This window comes from Kitasatospora sp. NPDC001527 (assembly GCF_040298605.1).
GTDB lineage: Bacteria > Actinomycetota > Actinomycetes > Streptomycetales > Streptomycetaceae > Kitasatospora.
Genome location: NZ_JBEPAM010000008.1, coordinates 17639 through 42923 on the forward strand (window position 1 = coordinate 17639; position 25285 = coordinate 42923).

Here is a 25285-nt window from a genome sequence, read left to right on the forward strand (position 1 = left end):
TGCGTCAGATCGACGATTAGACTCGGTGGCATGCCCAATCTCCGTCTCGCCCTCTGCCAGACCGACCCGTGGGTCGGTGACATCGCACGCAACAGCGATGAGGTGGTGCACTGGACCAAGCAGGCCGTCGAGGCCGGTGCCCAGCTGGTCGCGTTCCCCGAGATGGCCCTGACCGGCTACCCGGTCGAGGACCTCGCGCTGCGCCGCTCCTTCGTCGAGGCGTCGCGGGGCGGACTGGTCGAGCTGGCCGCGCGGCTCGCGGCGGAGGGGCTCGGGGAGGTGCCCGTCGTGGTGGGCTACCTCGGGCGCTCCGAGCAGGCCTCGCCGCGGTTCGGGCGGCCGGCCGGTTCCCCGCAGAACTGCGCCGCCGTGCTGTTCCGGGGCGAGGTGGCCACCCGGTTCGCCAAGCACCACCTGCCGAACTACGGCGTGTTCGACGAGTACCGCTGGTTCGTCCCCGGCAACCAGCTGCCGGTGCTGCGGCTGAACGGGGTGGACGTCGCGCTGGCGATCTGCGAGGACATCTGGCAGGACGGCGGACGGGTGACCGCCGCCCGCGAGGCCGAGGCCGGCCTGCTGCTGGTGATCAACGGCTCGCCGTACGAGCGGAACAAGGACGACGCCCGGCTGGAGCTGGTCCGCCGCCGGGCCGCCGAGGCGGGCTGCGCGCTCGCCTACGTGAACATGGTCGGCGGCCAGGACGAGCTGGTCTTCGACGGCGACTCGATCGTGGTCGCCCCGGACGGCGAGGTGCTGGCCCGTTCGCCGCAGTTCGAGGAGCACCTGATGGTGCTGGACCTCGACCTGCCGGCCGCCAGCAGCGACCACACCGACGGCCTGCTGCTCGCCGACGGCCTGCACCTGGTCCGCGCCGGGCTGGGCGGCGAGCCGGCCCCGGCGCCCGCCGCGCCGCTGTCCGCCGAGGTGGCCCCGCGGCTCAGCGACGAGGCGGAGATCTGGTCCGCGCTGGTCTCCGGCACCCGCGCCTACGTCCGCAAGAACGGCTTCCGCTCGGTGCTGATCGGCCTGTCCGGCGGCATCGACTCCGCCGTGGTGGCCGCCCTGGCGGTGGACGCGCTCGGCGCCGGGAACGTGTACTGCGTCTCGATGCCGAGCCGCTACTCCTCGCAGCACTCCATGGACGACGCGGCCGAGCTGGCCCGCCGGACCGGGCTGAACTTCCGCACCGTGCCGATCGCCCCGATGTTCGACGCCTACATGGCGGCCACCGAGCTGACCGGCCTGGCCGAGGAGAACCTGCAGTCCCGGCTGCGCGGCACCCTGCTGATGGCGATCTCCAACCAGGAGGGGCACATCGTGCTCGCGCCCGGCAACAAGAGCGAGCTGGCGGTCGGCTACTCGACCCTGTACGGCGACTCGGTCGGCGCGTTCGGCCCGATCAAGGACGTCTACAAGTCGCTGATCTTCCGGCTGGCCCGCTGGCGCAACGAGGAGGCCGAGCGGCTCGGCGAGGTGCCGCCGATCCCGGAGAACACCATCTCCAAGCCGCCGTCCGCCGAGCTGCGGCCGGACCAGAAGGACACCGACTCGCTGCCCGACTACGACCTGCTGGACACCGTCCTCGACCTGTACGTCGAGGGTGACCAGGGCCGGGACGCGATCGTGGCGGCGGGCTTCGACGCAGCCGTGGTGGACCGGGTGGTGCGGCTGGTGGACACCGCCGAGTACAAGCGGCGGCAGTACCCGCCGGGCCCGAAGATCTCGGTCAAGGGCTTCGGCCGGGACCGCCGGCTGCCGATCACCAACCGGTGGCGCCGCGGCTGAGGGGGAGGGCTCACCGGTAGCGGTAGGTGGCGGCCACCGCGAGGTGGTCGCTGCCGTCCCGCTCCAGGGTCCGCGAGTCGGTGGGCTCCAGCCCGCCCTTGCTCATGATCTGGTCGATCCGGGCCATCGGCAAGGACGCCGGCCAGCTGAAGCCGAAGCCGTCGCCGGCCGCGCCCTGGGCCGAGCGCATCTGCGAGGTGACCGGCGCCAGGCTGCGGTCGTTCATGGTGCCGTTGAGGTCGCCGAGCAGCAGCACCTTCTTCAGCGGCTCGGCCTCGATCGCGTCGCCGAGCGCCTGGGCGCTGACGTCCCGCTGGTTGACGGTGAAGCCGCCCTCGGCCCGCAGCCGCACGGACGGCAGGTGGGCGACGTACACCGCGACCGGGCCCTGCGGGGTGGTGACCTCGGCGCGGAACGCCCTGGTCCAGCCCATCTTGATGTCCACCACCCGGACGTCGCCGATCGGGTACTTGGACCAGAGCCCGACGGTGCCCTCGACGGCGTGGTACGGGTAGGCGTCGGCCAGCCCGGACTCGTAGGCGCGCAGCGGCCTGCCGGCCAGCTCCTGGAGCGCGACGATCTGCGCGCCGGACTTCTCCAGCATCCGCACGGTGCCCTGCGGGTCGGTGTTGGCGGCGGCCACGTTGTGGCTGACCACCGTGAAGTCGCCGGTGCCGCCGCTCTTGTCGGTGAGCAGGCCGCCGAACATGTTGGCCCAGAGCACCGTGGGCACCAGCAGGGCGAGCAGCGCGGTGGCGGAGCGGCGCAGCAGCGCGGGGAGCAGCAGCACCGGCACGGCCAGGCCCACCCAGGGCAGGAAGGTCTCCAGCAGGCTGCCCAGGTTGCCGGTGCTGTTGGGCACCTCGGCGTGGAAGGCCAGCAGGGCGCCGGCGAGCAGGGCCAGCAGGGCGATCAGCAGGCCGCGCCGCCAGGTGGTGGCGCCGCGGGCGTCGCGGCCCCAGCCCCGGACGCCGAGGAATCCGGCCGCGGGGCGCCGGCCGGTTCCCGGGTCGCCGGCCTCCGCCGTGGACACCCGGTCCGCCCTGTCCGCCTGCGCCATGCCGTGGCTCCCGTCGTTCGCGCCGCCCGCCCGTCCGCCGCCGGTCCGGTGCGGGCCGCCGCCGGGTGGCGGAGGGCGTGCCGGACTGGTGCGGGTTTGGTCGGATTCCCGGCTCAGCCTATGCCGGGACAGACGTCCGGCCGGCGGACCGGGGTTCCGGCGTGGCCCGGTTGGTGAGCCAGGCCACTACGCCGGACACCGGGGCGGCCCGCCGGGGCGAGGACGGGGTGAGGGCGGGGGCCGGTCAGGCGGGTACCGGCCGCAGGGCCGGGCCGGCCAGGCCGCCGAGCAGCGCGTCGACCATCCGCTCGGCCAGCTCCGGGTCGTCCAGGTCGGAGTCGTCCCACAGGATGCTGCGGGCGAGGATCGGGCCGATCAGCAGGTCGCCGAGCAGTTCCTCGTCGAGGTCGGCCCGCAGCTCGCCCTCGGCGACGCCCCGGCGGATGACGTTCCGGGCGGCCTCCCGGCGCGGCACGATCACCCGTTCGCGGTAGGCCGCGTGCAGCTCGGGCCAGCCCTGCATCTGGCCGAGCGCGGCCTTGAGGACCCAGCGGGAGCGCTTGGCGAGCCCGCGCAGCCGCATGTACTCGATCATCGCGACCAGGTCGCCGCGGATCGAGCCGGTGGCCGCGGGCAGCGGCTCCTCCAGCCGGCTGACCATGTCGACCAGCAGCGCCTCCTTGTTGGGCCAGCGCCGGTAGATGGTGGCCTTGCCCACGCCGGCGGCGGTGGCGATGCCCTCGATGGTCAGCTCGGACAGGCTGGTGCCGGCCGCCATCTGCTCCTCGACGGCGGCGAAGATCGCCTGCTCGGCGGCCTCGCTGCGGGGCCTGCCCCGGCGCGGGCCGGTGCAGGTCGGCGCGGCCGTCGGCTCGGTGTTCATCTCACATCTCCCGGTTGTGGGGCCCCCGCCCGCGGGACGGACGGGGGTCGCACGCGCTCGTGGGCCCCGTCACCGGCGGGTTCCCGGTGACAGGGCCCCATTCTCGCTCAGCGCGGTCGCGGGTCAGGCGTCCGCGACCGCCGCCGCGCGGGGCTCCTCGTCCGCGCGGTCGGCCCCCGCCGCGGCGGACGGCCCGGCGGCGGGCCCACCGGGCCCGTTGGGCCCGCCGGCCGGGACCCTGCCCGGCAGCAGGAACCAGGCGAGCGCCGCGCCGACCAGGGTGATCCCGGCGGAGAGCGCGGCCACCACGTGCATGGCGTGGATGAAGGAGTCGTTGGCCGGGCCGATCAGCTCCTTGCCCCGGTCGCCGAGCCGGGCGGCGACGGCGAGGGTGGCCTCCAGCGACTCGCCGGCCTTCTCCCGCAGCTCCGGGCTCGGCAGCCGGGCGAGCCCGTCGGACATCCCGTCGCGGTAGACGGTGGAGAGCACCGCGCCGAGCACCGCGACCCCGAGCGAGCCGCCGACCTGGCGGAAGGTGTTGTTGACCGCCGAGCCGGCGCCGGCCTTCTCCCGGGGCAGCGAGCCCATGATCGCGACCGTGATCGGCGGCATGACGTGCGCCATGCCGGTGCCCATCAGCAGGCCGAGCACGACCAGCACCCAGATCGGGGTGGTCGCGCCCAGCAGCAGGTAGCCGAGGAAGCCGACCGCGATGAACAGCATGCCGACGGCGCAGGTGGCGCGGATGCCGAAGCGGTCGACCACCAGCCGGGCGCGCGGGGCGAACACCAGCTGGGCGGCGGCCAGCGGCAGCATCAGCACGCCGGCCTCCAGCGCGCTGTAGCCGCGCACGCTCTGGGTGTAGAAGACGCCGAAGAACGAGACGCCCATCAACGCGAAGAAGACCACGCCGACCACCACCACCGAGGCGCTGAACACCTTGTTGCGGAACCAGTTGACGTCCAGCGCGGGGTGCGCGGTGCGGCGCTCGAAGAGCACGAAGGCGGTCAGCGCCACCAGGCCGAGCAGTACCGGACCCCAGGCCGCGACGGCGGTGAAGTCGGCCAGCTCGCCGCCCTTGATGATGCCGTAGATCAGCGCCACCAGGCCGATGATGGACAGCAGCACGCCGACCGGGTCCATCCGTCCCGGGTTCGGGTCCTTGGACTCGGGGACCAGCAGCACCATCGCGATCAGCGCGACGACCACGATCGGCACGTTGACCAGGAAGACCGAGCCCCACCAGAAGTGCTCGATCAGCAGGCCGCCGGTGATCGGGCCGATCGCGATGGCGAGGCCGACGGCACCGGCCCAGATGCCGATCGCCTTGGGCTGCTCGGAGCGCTCGAAGACGTTCATGATGATGGCGAGCGTGGCCGGCATGGCCAGCGCCCCGCCGACGCCCATCAGCGCGCGGTAGCCGATCAGCTCGCCCGGCGTACTGGCGAGCGCGGAGAGCAGCGAGGCGACGCCGAAGACGGCCATGCCGGCCAGCAGGGCCCGCTTGCGGCCGAACCGGTCGCCGAGCAGGCCGGAGGTGAACAGCAGCCCGGCGAAGACCAGCGTGTAGGAGTTGATCGACCATTCCAGGTCGCTCTGGCTGGCGCCGATGCCGGTGGGCGCCGGGGACGCGATGGTCTTCATCGCGACGTTGAGGATCGAGTTGTCGAGCACGACGACGAGCAGGGCGAGCACGAGGGTGCACAGGATCGCCCAGCGGCGGCGGTGGATGGCTTCCGGCACGCGGGGTGGCGCGGCTGCGGTGGTCATGGGTTCTTCCCGTCCGTGGTACGGCGTGGCACTGGCGGGCATTTCGAGCCGCGATCGTCTCGTAAACCCCCCTCGGTCAGGGTAGCGACAATTTCGATACGAGACGAATCCGTATCGTAAAGCTGCGGCAAAGACCCGCGCGCACCCACCCGGCCGCCGGGCCGCCGGGCCGTCCGGCCGCCGGTCACAAGCGGAGTGACCCCCGCCCCTTTTGCGCCCGCGCCGGGCCGTGCAAGCATGGAGGTGATCCGGGGACGCCGCACGGCGCCACGAGACGACAACCCTTCAGGAGCCTGTTCGATGAACGCTTCTTCGCCTTCGCCTGCCCAGAACCAGGCGACGACCGCCACCCTCTACGGTGGGGTCACCAACCGCCGCGTCACCGTCCGCGACCTCGCCGCCGCCAAGCAGCGCGGCGAGAAGTGGTCGATGCTGACCGCCTACGACGCCCTCACCGCCGGCGTCTTCGACGAGGCCGGCACCCCCGTCCTGCTGGTCGGCGACTCCGCCGGCAACTGCCACCTCGGCTACGAGACCACCGTCCCGGTGACCATGGATCAGATGGTGATGCTCGCCGCCGCCGTCGTCCGCGGCACCAAGCGGTCCATGATCGTCGCCGACCTGCCGTTCGGCTCCTACCAGGAGTCCCCGGCCCAGGCGATGCACAACGCGGCCCGGCTGATGAAGGAGGCCGGGGTCGGCGCGGTCAAGCTGGAGGGCGGCGAGCGCAGCGCCCGCTCGATCGAGCTGCTGGTCGAGGCCGGCGTCCCGGTGATGGCCCACATCGGGCTGACCCCGCAGTCCGTGCACGCGCTCGGCGGCTACCCCGTCCAGGGCCGCGGCGACGAGGCCGCGCACCAGCTGCTGCGCGACGCCAAGGCGGTGCAGCAGGCCGGCGCCTTCGCGGTCGTCCTGGAGGCGGTGCCCGCCGAGCTGGCCCGGCAGGTCACCGAGCAGCTCGCCGTCCCCACCGTCGGCATCGGCGCCGGGGCGGACTGCGACGCCCAGGTGCTGGTCTGGACCGACTTCGCCGGGATGACGGCGGGCCGGGTGCCCAAGTTCGTCAAGCAGTACGCCAACCTGCGGGCCGTGCTCGGCGACGCCGCCCGCGCGTTCGCCGAGGACGTGCGCGGCGGCGCCTTCCCGGCGCCGGAGCACACCTTCCACTGACGCGCACCGTCGTCCGGGGCCCGGCCACGGCCGGGCCGGGCCCCGGATGACAGCCGTGTGACAGCGGGCCGACAGCGCGCCGCCGGCCCGCCCGCCCCGGACCGCCCGCTGACAGCGGGCTGACAGCCGGGTCGGACAGTCTGTGGGGCATGACACGAATCTCCACCGCCCCGAACGACCAGGGGCCCGCCGCGGGGAATGCCGTCGAGGTCCACGGCATCGTCAAGCACTTCGGCACCACCAAGGCGCTCGACGGCGTCGACCTCACCGTGCGCGAGGGCACCGTCCTCGGTGTGCTCGGCCCCAACGGCGCGGGCAAGACCACCCTGGTCCGCGTCCTGTCCACGCTGATCAGGCCCGACGCCGGCACCGCCTTCGTCGGCGGCTACGACGTGCTGCGCCAGCCCAAGCAGCTGCGCCGCACCATCGGCCTCACCGGCCAGTACGCCTCCGTCGACGAACTGCTCTCCGGCTACGAGAACCTCTACCTCATCGGCCGGCTGCTCGACCTCTCCCGCCGCGACGCCAAGGCCCGCGCCACCGAACTGCTGGAGCGCTTCTCGCTCACCGAGGCCGCCAAGCGCCCCGCCAAGACCTACTCCGGCGGCATGCGCCGCCGCCTGGACCTGGCCGCCTCGATGATCGGCCGCCCCCGGGTGCTCTACCTGGACGAGCCCACCACCGGCCTCGACCCGCGCACCCGCAACGAGGTCTGGGACGAGGTGCAGCGGATGGTCGCCGAGGGCTCCACCGTGCTACTCACCACCCAGTACATGGAGGAGGCCGAGCAGCTCGCGGGCGAGCTGACCGTCATCGACCGCGGCCGGGTGATCGCGGCCGGCGGCATAGCCGAGCTCAAGGCCCAGGTCGGCGGCCGGACCCTGCAGATCCGCGCGGCCCACCCCGCCGAGCTGCCCGAGATGGCCCGCTGCCTGCACGACTCCGGCGTCACCGCCACCTTCTCCACCGACACCGGCCTGCTCTCGGTGCCGATCACCGCCGACGAGCAGCTGACCACCGTGATCGGCGTGCTCGGCACCCGCGGCTTCGCGGTCGCCGGCATCGACACCAAGCTGCCCAGCCTCGACGAGGTCTTCCTCGCCATCACCGGCAAGCCCGCGGACCGTCCGGCGCCCGCGGACGCCGCCCCCAGCCTCGCCAAGGAGCCCGTCGCATGACCACCGCCACGCTCTCCCCCGTCCGGGCGGACACCCGGATCGGCCTGGCCGGCCACCTGCGTCACGTCGGCGCGCTGACCCGCCGCAACCTGATGCGGATCAAGGCCGACCCGGAGTCGATGTTCGACGCCATCCTGATGCCGATCATCTTCACCGTGCTGTTCGTCTACGTCTTCGGCGGCGCCATCTCCGGCGGCCAGGACGCCTACAAGCAGTACATGATCCCCGGCCTGCTCGGGCAGACCGGACTCACCCTGGCGATGGCCGTCGGCACCGGCCTCAACAGCGACTTCCAGACCGGCGTGATGGACCGCTTCCGCACCCTGCCGATCGGCCGCTCCTCGGTGCTGCTGTCCAAGATCGCGGCCGAGACCTGCCGGGCCCTGCTCTCCTTCAGCATCATGATCGTTTTCTCGCTGGTCATCGGCTTCGAGCTGAAGGGCGGCGTGCTGCAGACGCTGGCGGCGGTCGGCCTGTCGCTGGTGTTCGGCATGTCGATCGTGTGGATCTCGATGCTGCTGGGCATGGCCCTGCGCAGCGCCCAGGCCGTCCAGGGAGTCTCCATGCTGGTGCTGATGCCGATGCAGTTCGGCAGCTCGATCTTCGCCCCGACCGACACCATGCCGGGCTGGCTCCAGTCCTTCACCAAGGTGAACCCGCTGTCCGCGCTGGCCGACGCCTGCCGGGCCCTGATGAACGGCCAGGGCGCGGTCGCGCACCCGACGCTGATCGTGCTGGCCTGGTCGGTCGGCATCACCGCGGTCTTCGCGCCGCTCGCCGTCGCCCGGTTCCGCAAGCGGACCTGAGCGGTGACCGCACGGCGGCGCCCCGGGGTGCGCGAGGGGAGCGCCCCGGGGCCCGCCGCGTGCCGGTCAGCCGACCAGCCGGTCGAGCAGCGCGCCGGCCTCCATCACGGACAGCCCCCGGCCCTCGGTGACGGCGGCCTCGAACACCGCGTCACCGAGCAGGTCGCGCAGGCTCTGCTCGGCGCGCTCGCGCTCCGCCCGGTCGAGGAAGTTGTTGTGGGGCCCGTTCATCGCGGTGTGCGCGCCGAACAGCACGGCGGCCCGCCGGGCCGTGTCGAGGTCCCCGTCGCGCCGGGCGAAGACCTCCATCACCCCGACCACCGGCGGCAGCAGCATCACCGACATCTGCTCGACGAACCCGCCCGCGCTCGACGGCACCGCGTGCAGCATCGCGCGCCCCTCGTGGACCAGTTCGAGCCCGCGGTCCGGATCGCCGCCGCGGGCGGTGATCCAGCCCCGGGTGACGGTCAGCATCCCGCCGACCACGTCCGGGGCGAACGCGCCGACCCGCGTCCAGCTCAGCGCGTCCAGCTCGGCCAGCGCCGCCCCGTGGTCGCCGCGCACGCCGTGGATGCCGCAGAGCATCAGGTGCCCGAAGAGCAGCGCCCCGTTGGTCGCCTGGTTGTCGCCCGGCCGGATCCCCTCCATCGCCTCGCGGATCCGGCGCTCCCCCTCGTCCAGGTCCTCGTCCAGCATCGCCGCGCCCAGGTGGACCCCCAGCATCGGCACCTCCTGCGGGGCGCCCAGCTCCTCGGCCAGCTCGATCGCCCGCTGATAGGCCTCGACGGCCTCCGCCGAGCGCCCCTGGTTGGCCAGCGACTCGCCGCGCGCGGACAGCGCCTGGGACATCCCCCAGAGGTCGCCGGACCGGCGGTACAGCTCCAGCGACTCCTCGCCGTCCCGGGTGCTCTGCTCCGCCCCGTTCGGCCAGTCGTTCATCATCTTGGCCCGGATCTGCAGGATGAAGGCCAGGTCGCTGGAGTCGCCGTAGCGCCGGCAGCCCTCCACCGCGTCGTCCAGCAGGTCCTTCATGGCGTCCAACTGCCCGACCAGGAAGGCGCCGAAGACCCGCATCAGCCCGGGGAAGCGGTAGGCCTGCGGCAGGTCCGGGGTGTAGGCCTCGGTGATCTTGCGGGCCATCGCGACCGCGTCCGGGTCGGCCAGCACGTCCAGGTTGCCCTCGAACAAGCTGATCAGCCGGTAGATGACGACCGCCCGGCGGGCCTCCGCGGTGGCCTCCGGCGGCATCGGCAGCGGGTACTCCAGCACGTGCCGCTCCAGCGGCACCGGCCGGGCGTCCGGGCCGAACGGGTCCGGGCCGAGCGCCAGGACCTGCTCGTACCAGCGGCGGGCCTCCTGGCTGAAGCCGCGCAGCGACCAGTACCAGCTCATGCCCAGCGCCAGCACCAGCGCCTCGTCCTCGTCCCGGCGGTCGACGGCGCGGCGCAGCGCGGTCCGGATGTTGTCGTGCTCCCGCTCCAGCACCGCCAGCCAGTGCAGCTGCGCGGGGCCGTGGACGTTCAGGTGGGCGGTGCGGACCAGCTCGCGGAAGTGCTCGACGTGCCGGCCCTCGGTCCCGGCGCTCTCCCCCGCCTCGGCCAGCCGCTCGACCGCGTACTCGTGGATGGTCTCCAGCATCCGGTAGCGCGGCGGACCGTCCCCGTCCAGGTCGGCGACCAGCAGGGACTTGTCGACCAGCGAGAGCAGCAGGTCGGCGACCTCCTCCCGGGGCACCTCGGCGCCGTCCGCGCAGACCGCCTCGGCCGTCTCCAGCGTCCAGCCGCCGGCGAACACCGCCAGCCGGCGCAGCACCGCGCGCTCCTGCTTGCCGAGCAGGTCCCAGCTCCAGTCGACCACCGCGCGCAGCGTCTGCTGGCGCGGCAGCAGGGTGCGGCTGCCCGCGGTGAGCAGGGCGAACCGGCCGTCCAGCCGGTCGGCGATCTGCCGGGCCGTCATCACCCGCAGCCGGGCGGCGGCCAGCTCGATGGCCAGCGGCAGGCCGTCCAGCCGGCGGCAGATCTCGGCGCAGGCCTCCGGGTCGCTCCGCGGGTCGAAGCCCGGGCGGGCGGCGGCGGCCCGCTCGGCCAGCAGCCGCAGCGCCACCGGGTCGGGCAGCGGCTCCACCGGCAGCACGGTCTCCCCCGGCACGCCCAGCGGCTCGCGGCTGGTGGCCAGCACGGTCAGGCCGGGGCACTCGGTGAGCAGGCTGTCGGCGAGGTCGGCGGCGGACTGGATCAGGTGCTCGCAGTTGTCCAGGACGAGCAGCATCCGGCGGCGCCCGCAGTGCTCGATCAGCCGGCGCACCGGGTCGCCGGAGCGGGCCTCGATCACCTCGGCGACCATGCTGGTGCCGGTGTGCAGGACGGTCTCGCGCAGGCCGAGCGCCGAGACCACCGCGCCGGGCACCGCGTCCGGGCGCTCCACCGGGGCCAGCTCGGCCAGCCAGACGCCGTCCGGCCAGTGCCCGGCGCCCTGCTCCAGACGGCCGGCCTCCACCGACAGCCGGGTCTTGCCGGAGCCGCCGGGGCCGGTCAGGGTGACCAGCCGGCTGGTGGCCAGCACCGAGCGCAGGGCGGCGAGGTCGCTCTCGCGGCCGACGAAGCTGGTGAGCCGGCCGCGCAGGTTGCCCGCGGTCCGGGACGGCGCCGGGGCGGCGGGCACGGGTGCGGCGGGGGCGGGGGCGGGGGCTGCGGTCGCCTGCGGCGCGGGGGCCACCGGGGCGGGAGCCTCCACGGGGGCCAGCAGTTCGGCGTGGAGGGCCTGGAGCCTGCGCCCCGGGTCCACGCCGAGCTCGTCGGCCAGCGCGCGCCGGGTGCGCTCGTAGTGGCGCAGCGCCTCCGCCGTCCGGCCGCTCTCGTGCAGCGCCCGCACCATCAGGTACTGCAGCGGCTCGTCCAGCGGCTGTCCCTCGCACAGTTCGGCGAGCTCGGCCACCAGGTCGGCGGCCCGGCCCAGGCCCAGGTCGGCGGTGATCCGGTGCCGGCGGACCTCCTCGCGCTGGGCCTCCAGCCGGGTGGCCGGGCCGGTGCGGTCCGGCAGGTCGGCGAGCGCCGGGCCGCGCCACAGCGCGAGCGCGGCCCGCAGCCGTTCGGCGGCCGCCGCGTGGTCGCCCCGATCCAGCTCCCGGCGGCCCTCCGCGGCCAGCCGCTGGAACTCGGCGAGGTCGGTCAGCGGGTCGGTCAGCCAGTACCCGGCCGGGCCGGAGCCCACCCGGTCGCGGCCGATGGTGCGGCGCAGCCGGCCGACCAGGGTCTGCAGCGCGGCCGAGGAGTCCTGCGGCGGCTCGGCGTCCCACACCTCGTCGGCCAGCAGGTCGGGCGGCACCGGCCGTCCCTGCCGCAGGGCCAGCGCGGCGAGCAGGGCGCGCAGCCGGGCGCCGCCGAGCGGGACCGGGGTTCCGTCGTCGTGGTGGGCCGTGGTGGTGCCGAGGATGCCGTAGTGCACCGAACCATTCTGGTGGATCGGCGCCGCCCGCCACGCACATTTGTCCGGTCCACGACCCTGACCGTCCCCTGCTCTTCGCCCGCTCGCCGCCGGGGCGGGTCGCCGGGGTGCGGAACCCGGTGCCGGGCGCCGTACGTTCATCCGGGACGGCTTGTCCGGGGCCGCGACCGCCCGGCATGATCGACCACTGGCCGTTCGCCCCCGCCGATCCCGACAGTCTCCGGAGCACCCACACCATGACCTTCGCCGCAACGCAGCGTTCCCGCAGCGAGGACCGCCGGATCAGTCCGGTGTTCTGGGCGCTGCTCGCGATCCTCGTCACCTCCGGCGTGGCCGTCTTCCAGGGCTACGGCAACGCCCGGTTCGGGGTCTTCCTGTTCGTGGTGGCCGGCTGGATGGTCTCGCTCTGCCTGCACGAGTACGCGCACGCCCGGACCGCGCTGCACGGCGGCGACATCTCGGTCGGCGCCAAGGGCTACCTGACCCTCAACCCGTTCAAGTACGCCAACGTCCTGCTCAGCTTCGTGCTGCCGATCGTGTTCGTGCTGCTCGGCGGCATCGGCCTGCCCGGCGGCGCGGTCTGGATCGAGCGGCACCGGGTGCAGGGGCGGCTCAAGCACAGCCTGATCTCGGCCGCCGGACCGCTGGTGAACCTGCTCGCCGCCGTGCTGCTGCTGATCCCGGTCGGCGCGGGCTGGCTCGACGACCCCGCGGTGCACGCGGTCTGGAACGGCTTCGAGCTGAACGTCTCGCCGTTCGCCCTGGCGCTGGGCTTCCTGGGCATGCTGCAGCTGAGCGCGACCCTGCTCAACCTGCTGCCGGTGCCCGGCCTGGACGGCTACGGGATCGTCGAGCCGTGGCTGTCGCTCAAGACCCGGCGGGCGATCGAGCCGTTCGCGCCGTACGGCATGCTGGCCGTCTTCGCGCTGCTCTGGCAGCCGGAGGTGAACCACTGGTTCTTCGAGGCCGTGTACGGCGTGATGGACCTGCTGGGCGTCGACCGGGCCTACCCGCAGGTGGGCCACGAGCTGTTCACGTTCTGGAAGGACTGAGCCGGACTGGTTCGGGCAGGACTGAGCCGGACTGGGCGCGGCTCGGGGCCGGCTCGCCGCCCGGGCGTCTCAGGCCTGGGCGGTCTGCTCCGCGGCCGCCCTCGCCAGCTTCTCGCGGCGCACGTTCATCCAGAGCACGTTGCTGGCGATGCCCGCCATCGGGAGCCAGACGAGGCCGAGCCACCAGCCCTGGACCAGCGAGACCACGGCGGCGGCCAGCGCGAGAACGGCGACGATCGAGGCGAGGACGGACGTGCGGGGCATGGCGGCAGACTCCTGGGGCCGGTAGGACGGACGGCTCCCATTGTCGCCGACCTCACCTCCGGACCGGGTCCAGGGGTGAGGCCGGCGAGCCGGTGATCACGTCGGTGATCGGACGCCGGTGGTTCAGCCGGTGGTTCAGACGTCGGTGATCCGCAGGCCCGCGTGGGCCTTGTAGCGGCGGTTGACCGAGATGAGGTTCGCCACCAGCGACTCCACCTGGTGCGCGTTGCGCAGCCGGCCCGCGAAGATGCCGCGCATGCCGGGGATCCGCCCGGCCAGCGCCTGCACGATGTCGGTGGCGGCCCGCTCCTCGCCGAGCACCATCACGTCGGTGTCGATCCGCTCGACCGACTCGTCCTGGAGCAGTACCGCCGACAGGTGGTGGAAGGCGGCGGTCACCCGGGAGTCCGGCAGCAGGGCGGCGGCCTGCTGGGCGGCGCTGCCCTCCTCCGGGACGAGCGCGTAGGCGCCCTGCTTGTCGAAGCCGAGCGGGTTGACGCAGTCCACCACGATCTTGCCGGCCAGCTCCTCGCGGAGCGCGGTGAGGGTGGCGGCGTGGCCGTCCCAGGGCACCGCGACGATCACGATGTCGCTCTCCCGGGCGGTGGCGGCGTTGTCGGCGCCGCGCACGCCGTGGCCGATCGCCTCCGCCGAGGCCTGCGCGCGGGCCGCGTCGCGCGAGCCGATGATCACCTGCTGGCCGGCCTTGGCCAGCCGCAGGGCCAGCCCCCGCCCCTGGTCGCCGGTGCCGCCGAGGACGCCGACCACGAGCTGCGAGACGTCCGGCAGGTCGTGGGCCGGGTTTGTCGCTGAATCGAGGGAAGTCATGGGCCGATCCTGCCAAACCGCCGGCCCCTCGCGTCATCCTGTCGGCCATGGACGCGGTGAGAGTTTCGGCACTACGGGAGCGGCTGACCGGGACCGGCTGGCTGGAGGCCGTCGGCGGCTTCGCCGGTGAGCTGCGGCGGGCGGTCTCCCGGCGCGGCGCGGGTGAGTTGCTGCTGGTCGGCACCGAGGCGTACGAGCCCTGGCACCTGGCCGCCCATCTGAAGGACGAGGCCGCCTGGTCGGACGTGCCCCGGCTGGCCCCGACCCTGCTGCGGCACCGGGTCCCGGCGCAGGCGCCCGGCCATCTGGCGCACGGCCTGGGACGGCTGACCGAGGCCGGGCGCGGGGCGACCGTCCTGGTGGTCGCCCCGGCGGCGGCCGGGGAGACGCTGCTGGAGCGGGTGCACGACGCCCGGCGGCACGGCGCGACGGTGCTGGCGCTGGACGGCGCCGGGCCGGACGCGCCCGACGGGCCGTCCGCCGCCGGGCCCGCCGACCTCACCGGGCTCGCCGACCTCACCGGGCTGGCGCACCGCAGGCTCGCCGTCGGCACGGGCGAGGAGGAGCCGTTCGACCTGGCCCAGCACCTGGTCAGCGCCGCCGCCGGGCAGCGGCCCGCGCGGCGCTCGGCGGCGGCGCTGGAACGGCTGGCGGCGCTGGCCGCGCGGCTGACGGCGGGGCCCACGGTCAGCCGCTGGTAGGACGGGGCGCACCGAGGGAACGACGGGCCTGACGGGGCGGGCGGGGCGCGACGGGCGGGCGGGGCGCGGCGGGCGCGAAAATCCGTTGCGGCCGGGCCCGGCGCCCCCGCAGGATGGTCACTCGTGAACGACGCCGACGCCGCCCCGCCCACGAACGGTCGGGCGAGATCCCTGCTGCGCTCGGTCGTCCCCGACCTCTCCCCGTGGCGCTCCTCCCGGGACTTCCGCCTGCTCTGGGTCTCCGGCTGCGTCACCAGCTTCGGCAGCTTCCTCACCTACGTCGCCGTGCCGCTGCAGATCAAGGAGCTGACCGACTCGTCCTTCGCGGTCGGCCTGGTCGGCGCCTTCGAGCTGGTCCCGCTGATCGTCTTCGGCCTCTGGGGCGGCGCCCTCGCCGACGCCCTGGACCGCCGCCGCCTGGTGCTGTTCGCCGAGGCCGGGCTCGGTCTGCTCAGCGTGCTGCTGCTGGTCAACGCGCTGCTGCCGACGCCCGTGCTGTGGCCGGTCTACCTGGTGGCCGCGCTGGTCGCCGCCGCCGACGGCCTGCAGCGCCCGGCCCTGGACGCGCTCACCCCGCGGATCGTCCGGCACGACCAGCTGGCCGCCGCCTTCGCCCTCAACTCCCTCTACCGCAACGTCGGTTCGGTGGCGGGACCGGCGCTGGCCGGCGTCGTGGTGACCTTCGCCGGGGTGCAGACCGCGTACGCGCTGGACGTCGTCACCTTCGGCGCCTCGCTGCTGCTGCTCGCCCGGATCCGCGCCGTCCCGCCGCCGACCGGCGCCGAGCAGCCCTCGGTGAAGGCGGTGCTGACCGGGATCCGGTACGCGTGGAGCCGCAAGGACCTGCTGGGCACCTACGCGATCGACCTGTGCGCGATGCTGTTCGCCTTCCCGGTGGCGGTCTTCCCGTTCCTGGCCGCCGAGCTGCACGCCGACTGGGCACTCGGCCCGATGTACTCCGCCTCGGCGGTCGGCGCCCTGCTCGTCTCGGTCACCAGCGGCTGGACGTCCCGGATCCACCGGCACGGCCGGCTGCTGCTGGCCGCCGCGCTCGGCTGGGGCGTCGCGATCGCGCTGGCCGGCCTGTCCGGCTCGGTCTGGCTGGTGCTGCTCTGCCTGGCGCTGGCCGGCGGCGCCGACCAGATCAGCGGCGTCGCCCGCTCCACGCTGTGGAACCAGTCGATCCCGGACGAGCTGCGCGGCCGGATGGCCGGCGTCGAACTGCTCAGCTACTCGGTGGGCCCCCAGCTCGGCCAGGTCCGGGCGGGCGGCATGGCGGGGATGGTCGGCGTCCGGGCCTCGGTGTGGGTCGGCGGCGTCGCCTGCGTGGTGGGCGTGCTGGCGCTGGCCACCGCACTGCCGCGGCTGCTCTCCTACGACGACCGCACCGACCCGAACGCGGCCGCCGTCCGCGCCGAGCACGAGCGGGCGGCGGCGGAGCGCGAGGCCGCCGCGGGGCGGGAGGCGGCCGAGCGCGAGGCGGCGGACGCGTCCTGACCCGCTACTCGCCGGGCGCGTCCTCGGGCCGGTCGCTCCAGCGCGGGTCGTTGGTCCACTCCCGGTTGCGCAGCTCGGCGGTCTCCAGGGCGTGCGCCGCCTCCTCCCGGGTGGCGTACGGGCCGAGGCGGTCCTTCGCCGGGCACTCCGGCCCCTCCTCGACCTTGCCGTGCTTGATGCAGTAGAACCACTCGCCGGGCCGGCCGGTCGGCTTGTTGCGGCGGAATCCCAGGGGCATGGTGCGGTCTCCTCCGTGTCGGCGGTCGCGGCTCGCGTTCCCCGCGTCGTCCCGATCATTCCCCGCCCCGGCGCCGTCCGCACACCCGGCCCCCGCCGGGAGGCCCGGCGGGGGCCGGCGTCCACGCCCGGCGATGGCGCGCGGGGCCCGCCAACTAGACTCGCGGCCATGGCACTCGTACCCGGCATCCAGTCCCCCACCCGCAAGGTCCCGGCGCACATCGCACGCCCCGAGTACGTCGGCAAGCCCGCTCCGGCCGCGTACACCGGGCCCGAGGTGCAGAGCGCCGAGACGATCGAGAAGATGCGGATCGCCGGCGGGATCGCCGCCCGGGCGATGGCCGAGGCGGCCGCGCTGATCGCTCCCGGCGTCACCACGGACGAGCTGGACGCCGTCGCCCACGCGTACATGTGCGACCACGGCGCCTACCCGTCCGACCTCGGCTACCGGGGCTTCCCCAAGTCGGTCTGCACCTCGATCAACGAGGTCATCTGCCACGGCATCCCGGACTCGACCGTCCTCCAGGACGGTGACATCGTCAACATCGACGCCACCGCCTACATCCACGGGGTGCACGGCGACCTCAACGCCACCTACCTGGTCGGTGACGTGGACGAGGAGTCCCGGCTGCTGGTCGAGCGGACCCGGGAGTCGCTCGACCGGGCGATCAAGGCGGTCAAGCCCGGCCGCCGGATCAACATCATCGGACGGGTCATCGAGTCCTACGCCAAGCGCTTCGGCTACGGCGTGGTGCGGGACTTCACCGGACACGGCATCAACACGTCGTTCCACTCCGGCCTGATCATCCCGCACTACGACAGTGAGCGGGCCACCGAGGTGATCAAGCCGGGGATGACGTTCACCATCGAACCGATGCTGACCCTGGGCACCTACGACTACGAGATCTGGCCGGACGGCTGGACCGTCGTCACCAAGGACCGCAAGCGCACCGCCCAGTTCGAGCACACCCTGGTCGTCACGGCGGACGGCGCGGAGATCCTCACCCTGCCGTAGTCCCGGTGGCTGGTCGGCCCGTTCAGCCGATCAGCCACTGCTCCTCGGCGACGGCGCCCACCTCGGTGCAGGCGTCGGTCAGCACGTCCAGGACGCGCAGCGGGTCCGGCAGCGGCTGCTCGGGCCCGCGCAGCCACCGCACCTCCGAGCCGTCCGGCAGCGCGGCCGGCGGCAGCAGGGTGTACGAGCCGCGGCAGTGCCAGCGCAGACCGGGGTGCTCGGACATGGTGTCCGGCGTGGAGTCCAGGGCGCTCGGCCACCACTCGTCCTCGTCCACCGGGGTGCCCCTGGTGGCGGTGAAGAACAGGTAGCGGTCCTCGCCGACGGCGGCCACCGGCCCCTCGACACCGAGCGCGGTCAGCCGCTCCAGGGCGAGGCGCCCGGCCTCCACCGGCACGTCCAGCACGTCGTGGACGCGGCCGGTGGCGGTGATGAAGTTGGCCTGCGGGTCGCGGGAGAGCCAGCGGGCGAGCTGCTCGGGATCGGTGGTGGCCTGGGTCTGCCAGGCGAAGGAGACCGGGTGCTGGGCGGGGGCCGGACAGGCGACCCGGTCGCAGGAACAGCGGTAGCCGGCCGGATGGGCCGCGGGCGCGAGCGGGAACCCGGCGCGGACCGCGCCGAGCAGCTGGTCCAGTCTGGCGGCGGGACTGTCGGCGTCCGCCGGCCGGCCCCGCTCACGATCACGCTTCTGCCACCAGGCCGTCCACCTGCCGCCGGATTCCATCGGGCCCCTTCCGCGCATGCCGTGCCCGGTGCGACACAGCGTTCGACCTACCACTCCGACGCAACGCACGGCGCCCCCCGCTGCTTCCCCGGGTGGAGCTCGGCCCTGCAGTCCCGCGCCCTGCCGGCCGGAGCCGGGGTTGCCGGGCGGCCGACGCCGGGGTCACGGTACGGAGTCACTGCGGCACGACGGCCGCGGCTCGGCGGCCCGGCGGGCACGGTGAGGTGCGCCTCGCCCGGCCCGTACGGGCCCGCTGACCCGGGTGGACCCCGAGGGCGTAACAGGAAGGATAAGGGTGCGCGGGCCCTGTGGATGACCGGGGGCGGTGCCTCTCCGGTCACACTCCCCGCACCCGGCCCCCACACCGTCTCCGCCCCGCACCGTCTCCGCCGCGCACCGGCGCGGGGTGAGACCCTGGTGGGGTGAAGAGCGCGGACACCGAATTCGTCGGCGGCCCCCTGGACGGCCGGATCCTCCCCATCCCGCTGGGGCCGATGTACGGCGTGCCCAGGAAGTACACCGTGCCGGTCCCCTCGCACGGGGACACCCCGGCGCGCACACTGGTGTACGTCCGGGCCAAGCAGCAGCGGGGCGCCCGCTGGTTCTGGCGTTACGAGTACGACGAGGCGGCCACCGCCCGCGCTTCCGGGTGACGGCCGCCTCCCCTCGCGGGAGGACGGCGATGGCGAGATCCGCACGGCACCCCAGGACCCGCGCCGAGGCGGTGGCGCACCACAACCGGCAGGTGGCCGCGGTCACGGCCGGCCTGCTGGTGGTGGTCAGCGCCTACAGCGCGGTGATCGGCTCCAACGGCTGGCTCTGGTTCGGCTGGGCGGTGCTGCTGCTCGCGTGCGTGGCGCTGTTCGTCGTGCGCCCCTGAGCGGCGGCACCGCCCGTCACCGTCGCCCCCTGTCGGCCGGGGCGGGTCAGGCGTCCTCGGCGAGGATCAGGTACAGCTTCTTGCGGGCCTCGTTGAGCACCTCCAGGCCCTTGGCGCGCTGCGCCTCGGTGCCCGTCGTCATGACCTGCCGGACGGCGTTGTCCACGGCCCCGAGCGCCTGGCCGACCTCCTGGACCGCGGCCCAGTCGATCTCCTGGCCGGCCTCCGCCCACGGCTCGTCCGGCCCGGCCTCGGCCTCGGCCCGGCCCGCCTCGGTGAGCGAGACCAGCCGCTTGCCGCCGGTCTCCTCGGCCGCGACCAGGCCCTCCTCCTCCAGCAGCTGGAGGGTCGGGTAGACCGAACCGGGGCTCGGCCGCCACGCCCCGCCGGACCGCTCGGCGATCTCGGCGATCATCTCGTAGCCGTGCATCGGCCGCTCCTTGAGCAGCGCCAGCAGCGAGGCACGCACGTCCCCGCGCCGGGCCCGCCCGCCGCGCCGGCCGCGGACCCACGGCGGAGGCCCGCCGAAGCCGCCCCGGGCCCACGGCGGGCCCGGTCGTCCGCCCGGCCCGCCGGCGAACGGCGGCGGACCGAAGGGGCCGAACGCCCCCCGGCCCTCGTAGCGCTCGCCGGGCATCCCCACGAACTCCGGCCCCGGGCGGCAGCCGCCGGGACCTCCCTCTCCACGGAATCGTCCTGGGCGCATCGCACCCACCTCCCGTTCGGGCCGCTCCGGGGCGGCCCCGTAGACGATGGACAGACGATCGTTCGGAACAGTCGAGTCACTATCCCGATATCTCGACGATATATCGGTGACTGTCGACCGTCAACGCTTTCCGATACACCCTCCACCGCTGCCCGGCGCCCGGCCGCTACGGTGCGGGGCATGGCCGGAGAACGAGACCTCACGACACTGCTGCGCGACCTGCGCCCCCTGCTCAACCCGGGGCGGTACGTCTACTGCACGCTGCCCACCAAGGTGCCCGCCGGACTGCGGCCGGTGGCCACGGTCGCCGAACCCGAGGGGGTGACGGTGGTGGTCGCCCAGGAGGAGGCCGACGCGCTCGGCCTGCCCTACGCGTACGTCGCCGCCTGGATCACCCTGCGGGTCGAGTCGGCACTGGAGGCCGTCGGCCTGACCGCCGCCGTCGCCACCCGGCTGGCCGAGGAGGGGATCAGCTGCAACATGGTGGCCGGGTACCACCACGACCACCTCTTCGTCGGCGCCGACGACGCCGACCGGGCCCTGCGCGCCCTGGAGGAGCTCTCCGCCCGCGCCACCTGACCGGGCCCGCCGGGTGGCCGCCCCACCCGGGGCCCCGGAGACTGGAGGGGCGGGCACACGCCCGGCCCCTCCTCCCCTCCGCCCGGAAGGAAGTGCGCCGCCATGGCCATCTGCGTCACCTGCGGCAACGACTACTGGCTCGCCTTCGAGATCAAGACGATCACCGGCGACGTCTACACCTTCGACAGCTTCGAGTGCGCGATGGAGAAGCTCGCCCCGCGCTGCGAGCAGTGCGACGTCCGGATCGTCGGCCACGGCGTCGAGGTGGCCGGCATGTTCTTCTGCGGCGCCCACTGCGCCCGCGTCAGCGGCGGCCTCGGCGACCAGGTCCGCGACGCCGTCGGCACCCACCCGGGCTGATCCGAGCTCGGAGCCGGAGCCGGTACGACGAAGGCCCCCTGACCTGCTGTTTTGCAGGTCGGGGGGCCTCACTCAAGCCAGGCGACGGAAGAGTCGGCCTGTACGCCGGGTTCTGTCACCCGGGCTGCTTGCGCGGCCCGGGGAGACGGCCATCCATCTAGGGCTGCCGTTGCCGACAGCCTCGTGCGGTCCACCCGCGGACTCGGGCGAGCAGCCCTCGGACATCCGCGCACGGCGCCCGGAGGCGCCGATCTTGACCTTGCTCCAGGTGGGGTTTACCGAGCCGGCCGGGTCACCCCGGTCGCTGGTGGTCTCTTACACCACCGTTTCACCCTTACCCGTCGCCGAAGCGGCGGGCGGTCTGTTTTCTGTGGCACTGTCCCGCGGGTCACCCCGGGTGGGCGTTACCCACCACCCTGCTCTGTGGAGCCCGGACGTTCCTCGGCGGGCCCCTGAGGACCCGTCGCGACCGCCCGGCCGGCTCTTCCGCCGTAGTGGTCATGGTAGCCGCTCGGGCGGGGCCTCCCGAACTCCGGGGCGGGTCAGGGGCGGGTCGCCGCCGAGCCTGGCGGCCACCCGGGCGGCGGTGGCGGTGCCCCACTCGGAGGTGGTGACCAGGCCCAGCAGCCCGATCGTGGCCCCCAGGCCGGCGACGACGTACCAGCCCGCGTGGCTCGCCGGGGCGAAGCCGGAGGCGACCGTGCCGACCACCGCCGAGGTGACCACGGTGCCGATCACGGCGACGCCGAGCGACTGGCCGACCTGCCGGCTGGTGGAGGCGACGGCCGCCGCCACCCCGGCCTGGGCGCGCGGCATGCCGGAGACGGCGGCGTTGGTGATCGGCGCGTTCACGAAGCCGAAGCCGAAGCCGAACAGCCCGTAGGCGGCCAGCAGCAGACCCGGCGGGGAGTCGGCCGCCAGCCGGGTGAGCAGCAGGCCGCTGGCGACCAGGCCGAGGCCCGCCAGCACCAGCGGCACCCGCGGGCCCCGGGCGCCGACGATCCGGCCCGAGACCGGCGCGCAGACCAGCATCATCCCGGCCATCGGCAGCGTCCACAGGCCGGCCTCCACCGGGCTGTAGCCGCGGACGTCCTGGAGGTAGATGGTGTTCAGGAAGAGGAAGCCGCCGAGCGAGGCGAAGGCGCAGACCGCCGTCACGGTGGCGCCGGTGAACGGCGCGCTGCGGAAGAACCTCGGGTCGACCAGCGGCTCGGCGACCCGGCGCTCCCACAGCGGGAAGGCCACCAGCGCGGCGAGCGCCGCCGCGGCCAGGCCGAGGATCAGCGGGGACGTCCAGCCGTGCGCCGGGCCCTCGATGATCGCCCCGGTGCCGCAGCCGAGCAGCACCATCATCAGCAGCTGTCCCACCGGGTCGAGCCGGCGGGCCCGGGGCGCGCGCGACTCGGGGACGTAGCGGGCGGTCAGCAGGCAGGCCAGCAGCCCGACCGGAACGTTGATCAGGAAGATCGCCGGCCAGCCGGCGGCGTGCACCAGGAAGCCGCCGAGCAGCGGTCCGAGGGCCATCGAGATACCGACCACCCCGCCCCAGATGCCGATCGCCCGGGCCCGTTCGCGCGGCTCGGTGAAGGTGTTGGTGATGATCGACATCGCCACCGGGTTGAGCATCGAACCGCCCACCGCCTGCACCGCCCGGAAGGCCACCAGCCACCCCAGGCCGGGCGCCAGGCTGCAGAGCAGCGAGCCGAGCACGAAGACCAATAGGCCGGTCTGGAACACCCGGCGGCGGCCGAAGCGGTCGGCCAGCGAGCCGAACAGCATCAGCAGCGAGGCCAGCACCAGGGTGTACGCGTCGATGATCCACTGCAGGCCGGAGGCCGGGGCGTCCAGGTCCCGCTGGATCTGCGGCAGGGCGATGTTCACCACGGTGTTGTCGAGCCCGACGATGAACAGGCTCAGACAGCAGATCGCCAGGATCAGCATCCGGCGCCGCCGCCCGGGATCGGCGGGCGGCGCGCTCACGAGGGTCGCTTCGGGCACGCGTCGATCCTCCCACCCGGGCGCCGCCCGGACGGTCACGAAGCGGCCCGTCCGGGTGGCGCACCCCACCCCCGCGCGCCCGCCACCGGCCCGCGCGCCGAGCGCGCCGAGCGCGCCGAGGGCGGCGGGGCGGCGGGGCGGCGGGGCGGCGGGGCGGCGGGGCGGCGGGGCGGCGGGGAACGGCCTGGACTCCGCCGGCTCTCCCCGTCGGCCCACCTCGTCGGCGGTGGTTCCCGCCGCGGCGGGGGTCACCAGTGGTTTTCCGGGGTGGGGGTGGGTTGCGTAGGGTGGCGTGGTCGGTGCCGTGGAGTGTGGAGGAGTCCGTCGTGCTGGTGCTGTTGCCGCCCTCGGAGGGGAAGGCCGCGTCCGGGGACGGGGTGCCGGTGGCGCTCGGCGGCCTGTCGCTGCCCGGGCTGACGGCGGCGCGGGCGGAGGTGCTGGAGGCGCTGGTCGCGCTGTGCCGCGGGGACGGGGACGAGGCCGCCGGGGTGCTGGGGCTGAGCCCGGGGCTGCGCGGCGAGGTGGCGCGCAACGCGGGGCTGCCGACGGCGGGGGCGCTCCCGGCCGGGCAGGTGTACACCGGCGTGCTGTTCGACAACCTCGGGCTGGCGACGCTGGACGAGGCCGCGTACGACCGGGCCGGGCGGAGCCTGCTGGTGTTCTCCGGGCTCTGGGGCGCCGTGCGGATCGGTGACCGGATCCCGCCGTACCGCTGCTCGATGGGCGTGAAACTCCCCGGCCCGGGGGCGCTCGGCGCGTACTGGCGGCGCGCGATGGCGGACGTGCTGCCGGAGGTCGCCGACGGCCTGGTGCTGGACCTGCGCTCCTCCGCCTACGCGGCGGCGTGGAAGCCGGCCGGCGAGGTGGTCCCGCGGACGGCGACCGTGCGGGTGCTCCAGGAGCGGGACGGCCGGCGCACGGTCGTCAGCCACTTCAACAAGGCCACCAAGGGGCGGCTGGTCCGCGACCTGCTGGTGGCGGGCGCCGAGCCGAAGACGCCGGGCGAGCTGCTGGAGGCGCTGCTCGGGCTGGGCCACCGGGTGGAGGTGGCCGCCGAGGGCACCGCGCGCAAGCCGTGGCAGCTGGACGTGGTGGTCACCGAGGTGCACTGAGCGCGGAAGAGCACAGCAGGGCGCCGGAGAGCGCCGGCAGCCGGGGCCCGTCGGATCGTCCGACCGGCCCCGGCGCCGTCAGCGCAGGTGCCCGGTGTCGTTGAGCAGCCGCAGCGAGGCGTTGCCGTCCGCGTAGTACTGGACGGCGCAGAGCGAGGCGGCGGACAGCTCCATCCGGTACAGCGAGTCCGGCGGGGCGCCGAGCGCCAGCCGGACCAGCGTCTTGATCGGGCTGACGTGCGAGACCACCAGCACGGTCTTCCCCGGGTAGCGGGCCAGGACCTTGTCCCGGGCCACCCCGACCCGGTGGGTGAGCGAGGCGAAGCTCTCGCCGCCGCCGGTCGGCCGCACCTTGGTGGAGCCCAGCCACGCGGTGAGGTCCTCCGGGTACCGCTCCCGCGCCTCGGCGAAGGTCAGCCCCTCCCAGGCGCCGAAGTCGACCTCGCGCAGCCCCTCCTCGAACCGGACGTCGAGGCCCAGCCGGGTGGCGACGGCCTCGGCGGTCTGCCGGGTGCGCCGCATCGGCGAGGCGACCACGGCCTGGATCGAGCCGCGCGCGGCGAGCGCCTCGGCGGCCCGTTCGGCCTGCCAGCGGCCCTTCTCGGAGAGCTCCGGGTCGGTGCCGCCGCTGCCGGAGAACCGCTTCTCCGGGGTGAGGTGGGTCTCGCCGTGCCGGAGCAGGACGAGGGTGGTCGGGGTGCCGAGGTCCGCGGGGGCCGCCCAGCCCGCCCTGGGCACGGCGGTCTCCAGCGGTTCCTCGGCGCTTCCCGGCTCGGAAGCGGTGGCGGCGACGGCGGTCCGGGGCTCCCACTGGCGGCCGGCCTTGCCCGCGTCCATCGCCTCGTTGGCGAGCCGGTCGGCGTCCTTGTTCTTCTCGCGCGGGATCCAGCTGTACTGGACCCGTCCGCGCGGGAAGACCTCGCGGGCCTCGGCGGCGAGCGGCTGCATGTCCGGGTGCTTGATCTTCCACCGGCCGGACATCTGCTCGACGACCAGCTTGGAGTCCATCCGGACGTCCACCGAGGCGCCCGGGTCGATCTCCCGGGCCGCGCGCAGCCCGGCGATCAGCCCCTTGTACTCGGCCACGTTGTTGGTCGCGTGGCCGATGAACTCGGCCGCCTCGGCGAGGATCTGCCCGGTGTCGCCGTCGCGGACCACCGCGCCGTAGCCGGCCGGCCCCGGGTTGCCCCGGGAGCCGCCGTCCGCCTCGACGACGAACCTGCGCGCCGTCACCGG

The 25285-nt window shown here is 74.4% G+C and carries 24 protein-coding genes and 1 other RNA gene; 13 read left to right on the top strand and 12 right to left on the bottom strand.

All coding sequences use genetic code 11. The annotated features are described in order from the left end of the window. Nucleotides 1-30: 30 nt before the first annotated feature. Entirely contained in the window at nucleotides 31-1785 is a 1755-nt protein-coding gene (locus tag ABT238_RS10805) for an NAD+ synthase (RefSeq protein ID WP_350756584.1), read from the top strand. Between the two features lie 10 nt (nucleotides 1786-1795). Here the strand turns inward: ABT238_RS10805 and ABT238_RS10810 are convergent, their stop codons facing one another. From ABT238_RS10810 to ABT238_RS10820, 3 genes are all read right to left on the bottom strand, one after another. Then, entirely contained in the window at nucleotides 1796-2845 is a 1050-nt protein-coding gene (locus ABT238_RS10810; RefSeq protein ID WP_350756586.1) for an endonuclease/exonuclease/phosphatase family protein, read from the bottom strand. Between the two features lie 244 nt (nucleotides 2846-3089). After that, nucleotides 3090-3728, bottom strand: a complete 639-nt coding sequence (locus ABT238_RS10815) for a TetR/AcrR family transcriptional regulator (protein ID WP_350756589.1) — start codon at nucleotides 3726-3728, stop codon at nucleotides 3090-3092. Nucleotides 3729-3851: 123 nt separating this feature from the next. Continuing rightward, nucleotides 3852-5498, bottom strand: coding sequence for an MFS transporter (locus tag ABT238_RS10820; RefSeq protein WP_350756592.1), 1647 nt, complete (start codon nucleotides 5496-5498; stop codon nucleotides 3852-3854). 300 nt (nucleotides 5499-5798) lie between these two features. Between ABT238_RS10820 and panB the strand changes: the two genes are divergently transcribed. From panB to ABT238_RS10835, 3 genes are all read left to right on the top strand, one after another. Next, nucleotides 5799-6668 (top strand): 3-methyl-2-oxobutanoate hydroxymethyltransferase, encoded by an 870-nt coding sequence (gene panB / locus ABT238_RS10825; RefSeq protein ID WP_350562386.1) that lies wholly within the window; start codon nucleotides 5799-5801, stop codon nucleotides 6666-6668. 149 nt (nucleotides 6669-6817) lie between these two features. Further along, entirely contained in the window at nucleotides 6818-7846 is a 1029-nt protein-coding gene (locus tag ABT238_RS10830) for an ATP-binding cassette domain-containing protein (protein WP_350562384.1), read from the top strand. Next, nucleotides 7843-8652: an ABC transporter permease gene (locus ABT238_RS10835; RefSeq protein ID WP_350562382.1), complete on the top strand. Its 810-nt coding sequence runs from the start codon at nucleotides 7843-7845 to the stop codon at nucleotides 8650-8652. The genes ABT238_RS10830 and ABT238_RS10835 overlap by 4 nt, the downstream gene beginning before the upstream one ends. Nucleotides 8653-8718: 66 nt before the next feature. Here the strand turns inward: ABT238_RS10835 and ABT238_RS10840 are convergent, their stop codons facing one another. Then, on the bottom strand, nucleotides 8719-12096 hold the full coding sequence (locus ABT238_RS10840) for an AfsR/SARP family transcriptional regulator (RefSeq protein ID WP_350562380.1): 3378 nt from the start codon (nucleotides 12094-12096) through the stop codon (nucleotides 8719-8721). Between the two features lie 236 nt (nucleotides 12097-12332). Between ABT238_RS10840 and ABT238_RS10845 the strand changes: the two genes are divergently transcribed. Beyond that, on the top strand, nucleotides 12333-13148 hold the full coding sequence (locus tag ABT238_RS10845; protein WP_350562378.1) for a site-2 protease family protein: 816 nt from the start codon (nucleotides 12333-12335) through the stop codon (nucleotides 13146-13148). 69 nt (nucleotides 13149-13217) lie between these two features. Here the strand turns inward: ABT238_RS10845 and ABT238_RS10850 are convergent, their stop codons facing one another. Together ABT238_RS10850 and npdG are read right to left on the bottom strand one after the other, a co-directional pair. Continuing rightward, nucleotides 13218-13412, bottom strand: coding sequence for a hypothetical protein (locus tag ABT238_RS10850; protein ID WP_350562376.1), 195 nt, complete (start codon nucleotides 13410-13412; stop codon nucleotides 13218-13220). A gap of 135 nt (nucleotides 13413-13547) precedes the next feature. Further along, a complete protein-coding gene (gene npdG / locus ABT238_RS10855; RefSeq protein WP_350562374.1) occupies nucleotides 13548-14240 on the bottom strand; it encodes an NADPH-dependent F420 reductase in 693 nt (230 codons plus the stop codon). 47 nt (nucleotides 14241-14287) lie between these two features. Here npdG and ABT238_RS10860 point away from each other — a divergent pair, with 47 nt between their 5' ends. Together ABT238_RS10860 and ABT238_RS10865 are read left to right on the top strand one after the other, a co-directional pair. Beyond that, nucleotides 14288-14941: a hypothetical protein gene (locus ABT238_RS10860; protein ID WP_350562372.1), complete on the top strand. Its 654-nt coding sequence runs from the start codon at nucleotides 14288-14290 to the stop codon at nucleotides 14939-14941. A gap of 123 nt (nucleotides 14942-15064) precedes the next feature. Beyond that, the gene (locus tag ABT238_RS10865; protein WP_350756595.1) at nucleotides 15065-16438 is read left to right on the top strand and encodes an MFS transporter; all 1374 of its coding nucleotides are present in this window, start codon (nucleotides 15065-15067) and stop codon (nucleotides 16436-16438) included. Nucleotides 16439-16442: 4 nt separating this feature from the next. On the opposite strand, the gene ABT238_RS10870 is transcribed toward ABT238_RS10865, so the two are convergent. After that, on the bottom strand, nucleotides 16443-16676 hold the full coding sequence (locus ABT238_RS10870; RefSeq protein WP_350562368.1) for a hypothetical protein: 234 nt from the start codon (nucleotides 16674-16676) through the stop codon (nucleotides 16443-16445). Between the two features lie 168 nt (nucleotides 16677-16844). Between ABT238_RS10870 and map the strand changes: the two genes are divergently transcribed. Further along, a complete protein-coding gene (gene map / locus ABT238_RS10875; protein WP_350756598.1) occupies nucleotides 16845-17690 on the top strand; it encodes a type I methionyl aminopeptidase in 846 nt (281 codons plus the stop codon). Nucleotides 17691-17712: 22 nt separating this feature from the next. Here the strand turns inward: map and ABT238_RS10880 are convergent, their stop codons facing one another. Continuing rightward, nucleotides 17713-18414 carry a bifunctional DNA primase/polymerase gene (locus tag ABT238_RS10880; RefSeq protein WP_350562364.1) on the bottom strand — a complete coding sequence of 234 codons (702 nt, stop codon included), beginning with the start codon at nucleotides 18412-18414 and terminating at the stop codon, nucleotides 17713-17715. 422 nt (nucleotides 18415-18836) lie between these two features. Here ABT238_RS10880 and ABT238_RS10885 point away from each other — a divergent pair, with 422 nt between their 5' ends. Then, nucleotides 18837-19067: a DUF8847 domain-containing protein gene (locus ABT238_RS10885; RefSeq protein WP_350562362.1), complete on the top strand. Its 231-nt coding sequence runs from the start codon at nucleotides 18837-18839 to the stop codon at nucleotides 19065-19067. 29 nt (nucleotides 19068-19096) lie between these two features. After that, nucleotides 19097-19294: a hypothetical protein gene (locus ABT238_RS10890; protein ID WP_350562360.1), complete on the top strand. Its 198-nt coding sequence runs from the start codon at nucleotides 19097-19099 to the stop codon at nucleotides 19292-19294. Nucleotides 19295-19340: 46 nt separating this feature from the next. Here ABT238_RS10890 and ABT238_RS10895 read toward each other — a convergent pair whose 3' ends face one another. Next, nucleotides 19341-20000, bottom strand: a complete 660-nt coding sequence (locus ABT238_RS10895) for a PadR family transcriptional regulator (protein WP_502884184.1) — start codon at nucleotides 19998-20000, stop codon at nucleotides 19341-19343. A gap of 180 nt (nucleotides 20001-20180) precedes the next feature. Here ABT238_RS10895 and ABT238_RS10900 point away from each other — a divergent pair, with 180 nt between their 5' ends. Both ABT238_RS10900 and ABT238_RS10905 read left to right on the top strand, forming a co-directional pair. Further along, complete coding sequence (locus ABT238_RS10900; RefSeq protein WP_350562356.1) at nucleotides 20181-20579, top strand: ACT domain-containing protein; 399 nt, start codon at nucleotides 20181-20183, stop codon at nucleotides 20577-20579. A gap of 102 nt (nucleotides 20580-20681) precedes the next feature. Beyond that, on the top strand, nucleotides 20682-20939 hold the full coding sequence (locus tag ABT238_RS10905) for a metallothionein (RefSeq protein ID WP_350562354.1): 258 nt from the start codon (nucleotides 20682-20684) through the stop codon (nucleotides 20937-20939). 85 nt (nucleotides 20940-21024) lie between these two features. On the opposite strand, the gene rnpB is transcribed toward ABT238_RS10905, so the two are convergent. Next, nucleotides 21025-21424: RNase P RNA component class A (rnpB, locus tag ABT238_RS10910), an RNA gene on the bottom strand. A gap of 13 nt (nucleotides 21425-21437) precedes the next feature. After that, nucleotides 21438-22880 carry an MFS transporter gene (locus tag ABT238_RS10915; RefSeq protein WP_350562462.1) on the bottom strand — a complete coding sequence of 481 codons (1443 nt, stop codon included), beginning with the start codon at nucleotides 22878-22880 and terminating at the stop codon, nucleotides 21438-21440. A 383-nt stretch (nucleotides 22881-23263) separates the two neighbouring features. On the opposite strand from ABT238_RS10915, the gene yaaA reads away from it, so the two are divergent. Continuing rightward, nucleotides 23264-24049, top strand: a complete 786-nt coding sequence (yaaA, locus tag ABT238_RS10920) for a peroxide stress protein YaaA (RefSeq protein ID WP_350562460.1) — start codon at nucleotides 23264-23266, stop codon at nucleotides 24047-24049. A gap of 78 nt (nucleotides 24050-24127) precedes the next feature. On the opposite strand, the gene ABT238_RS10925 is transcribed toward yaaA, so the two are convergent. Further along, a complete protein-coding gene (locus tag ABT238_RS10925) occupies nucleotides 24128-25282 on the bottom strand; it encodes a bifunctional RNase H/acid phosphatase (protein ID WP_350562152.1) in 1155 nt (384 codons plus the stop codon). Between the last annotated feature and the right edge of the window lie 3 nt (nucleotides 25283-25285).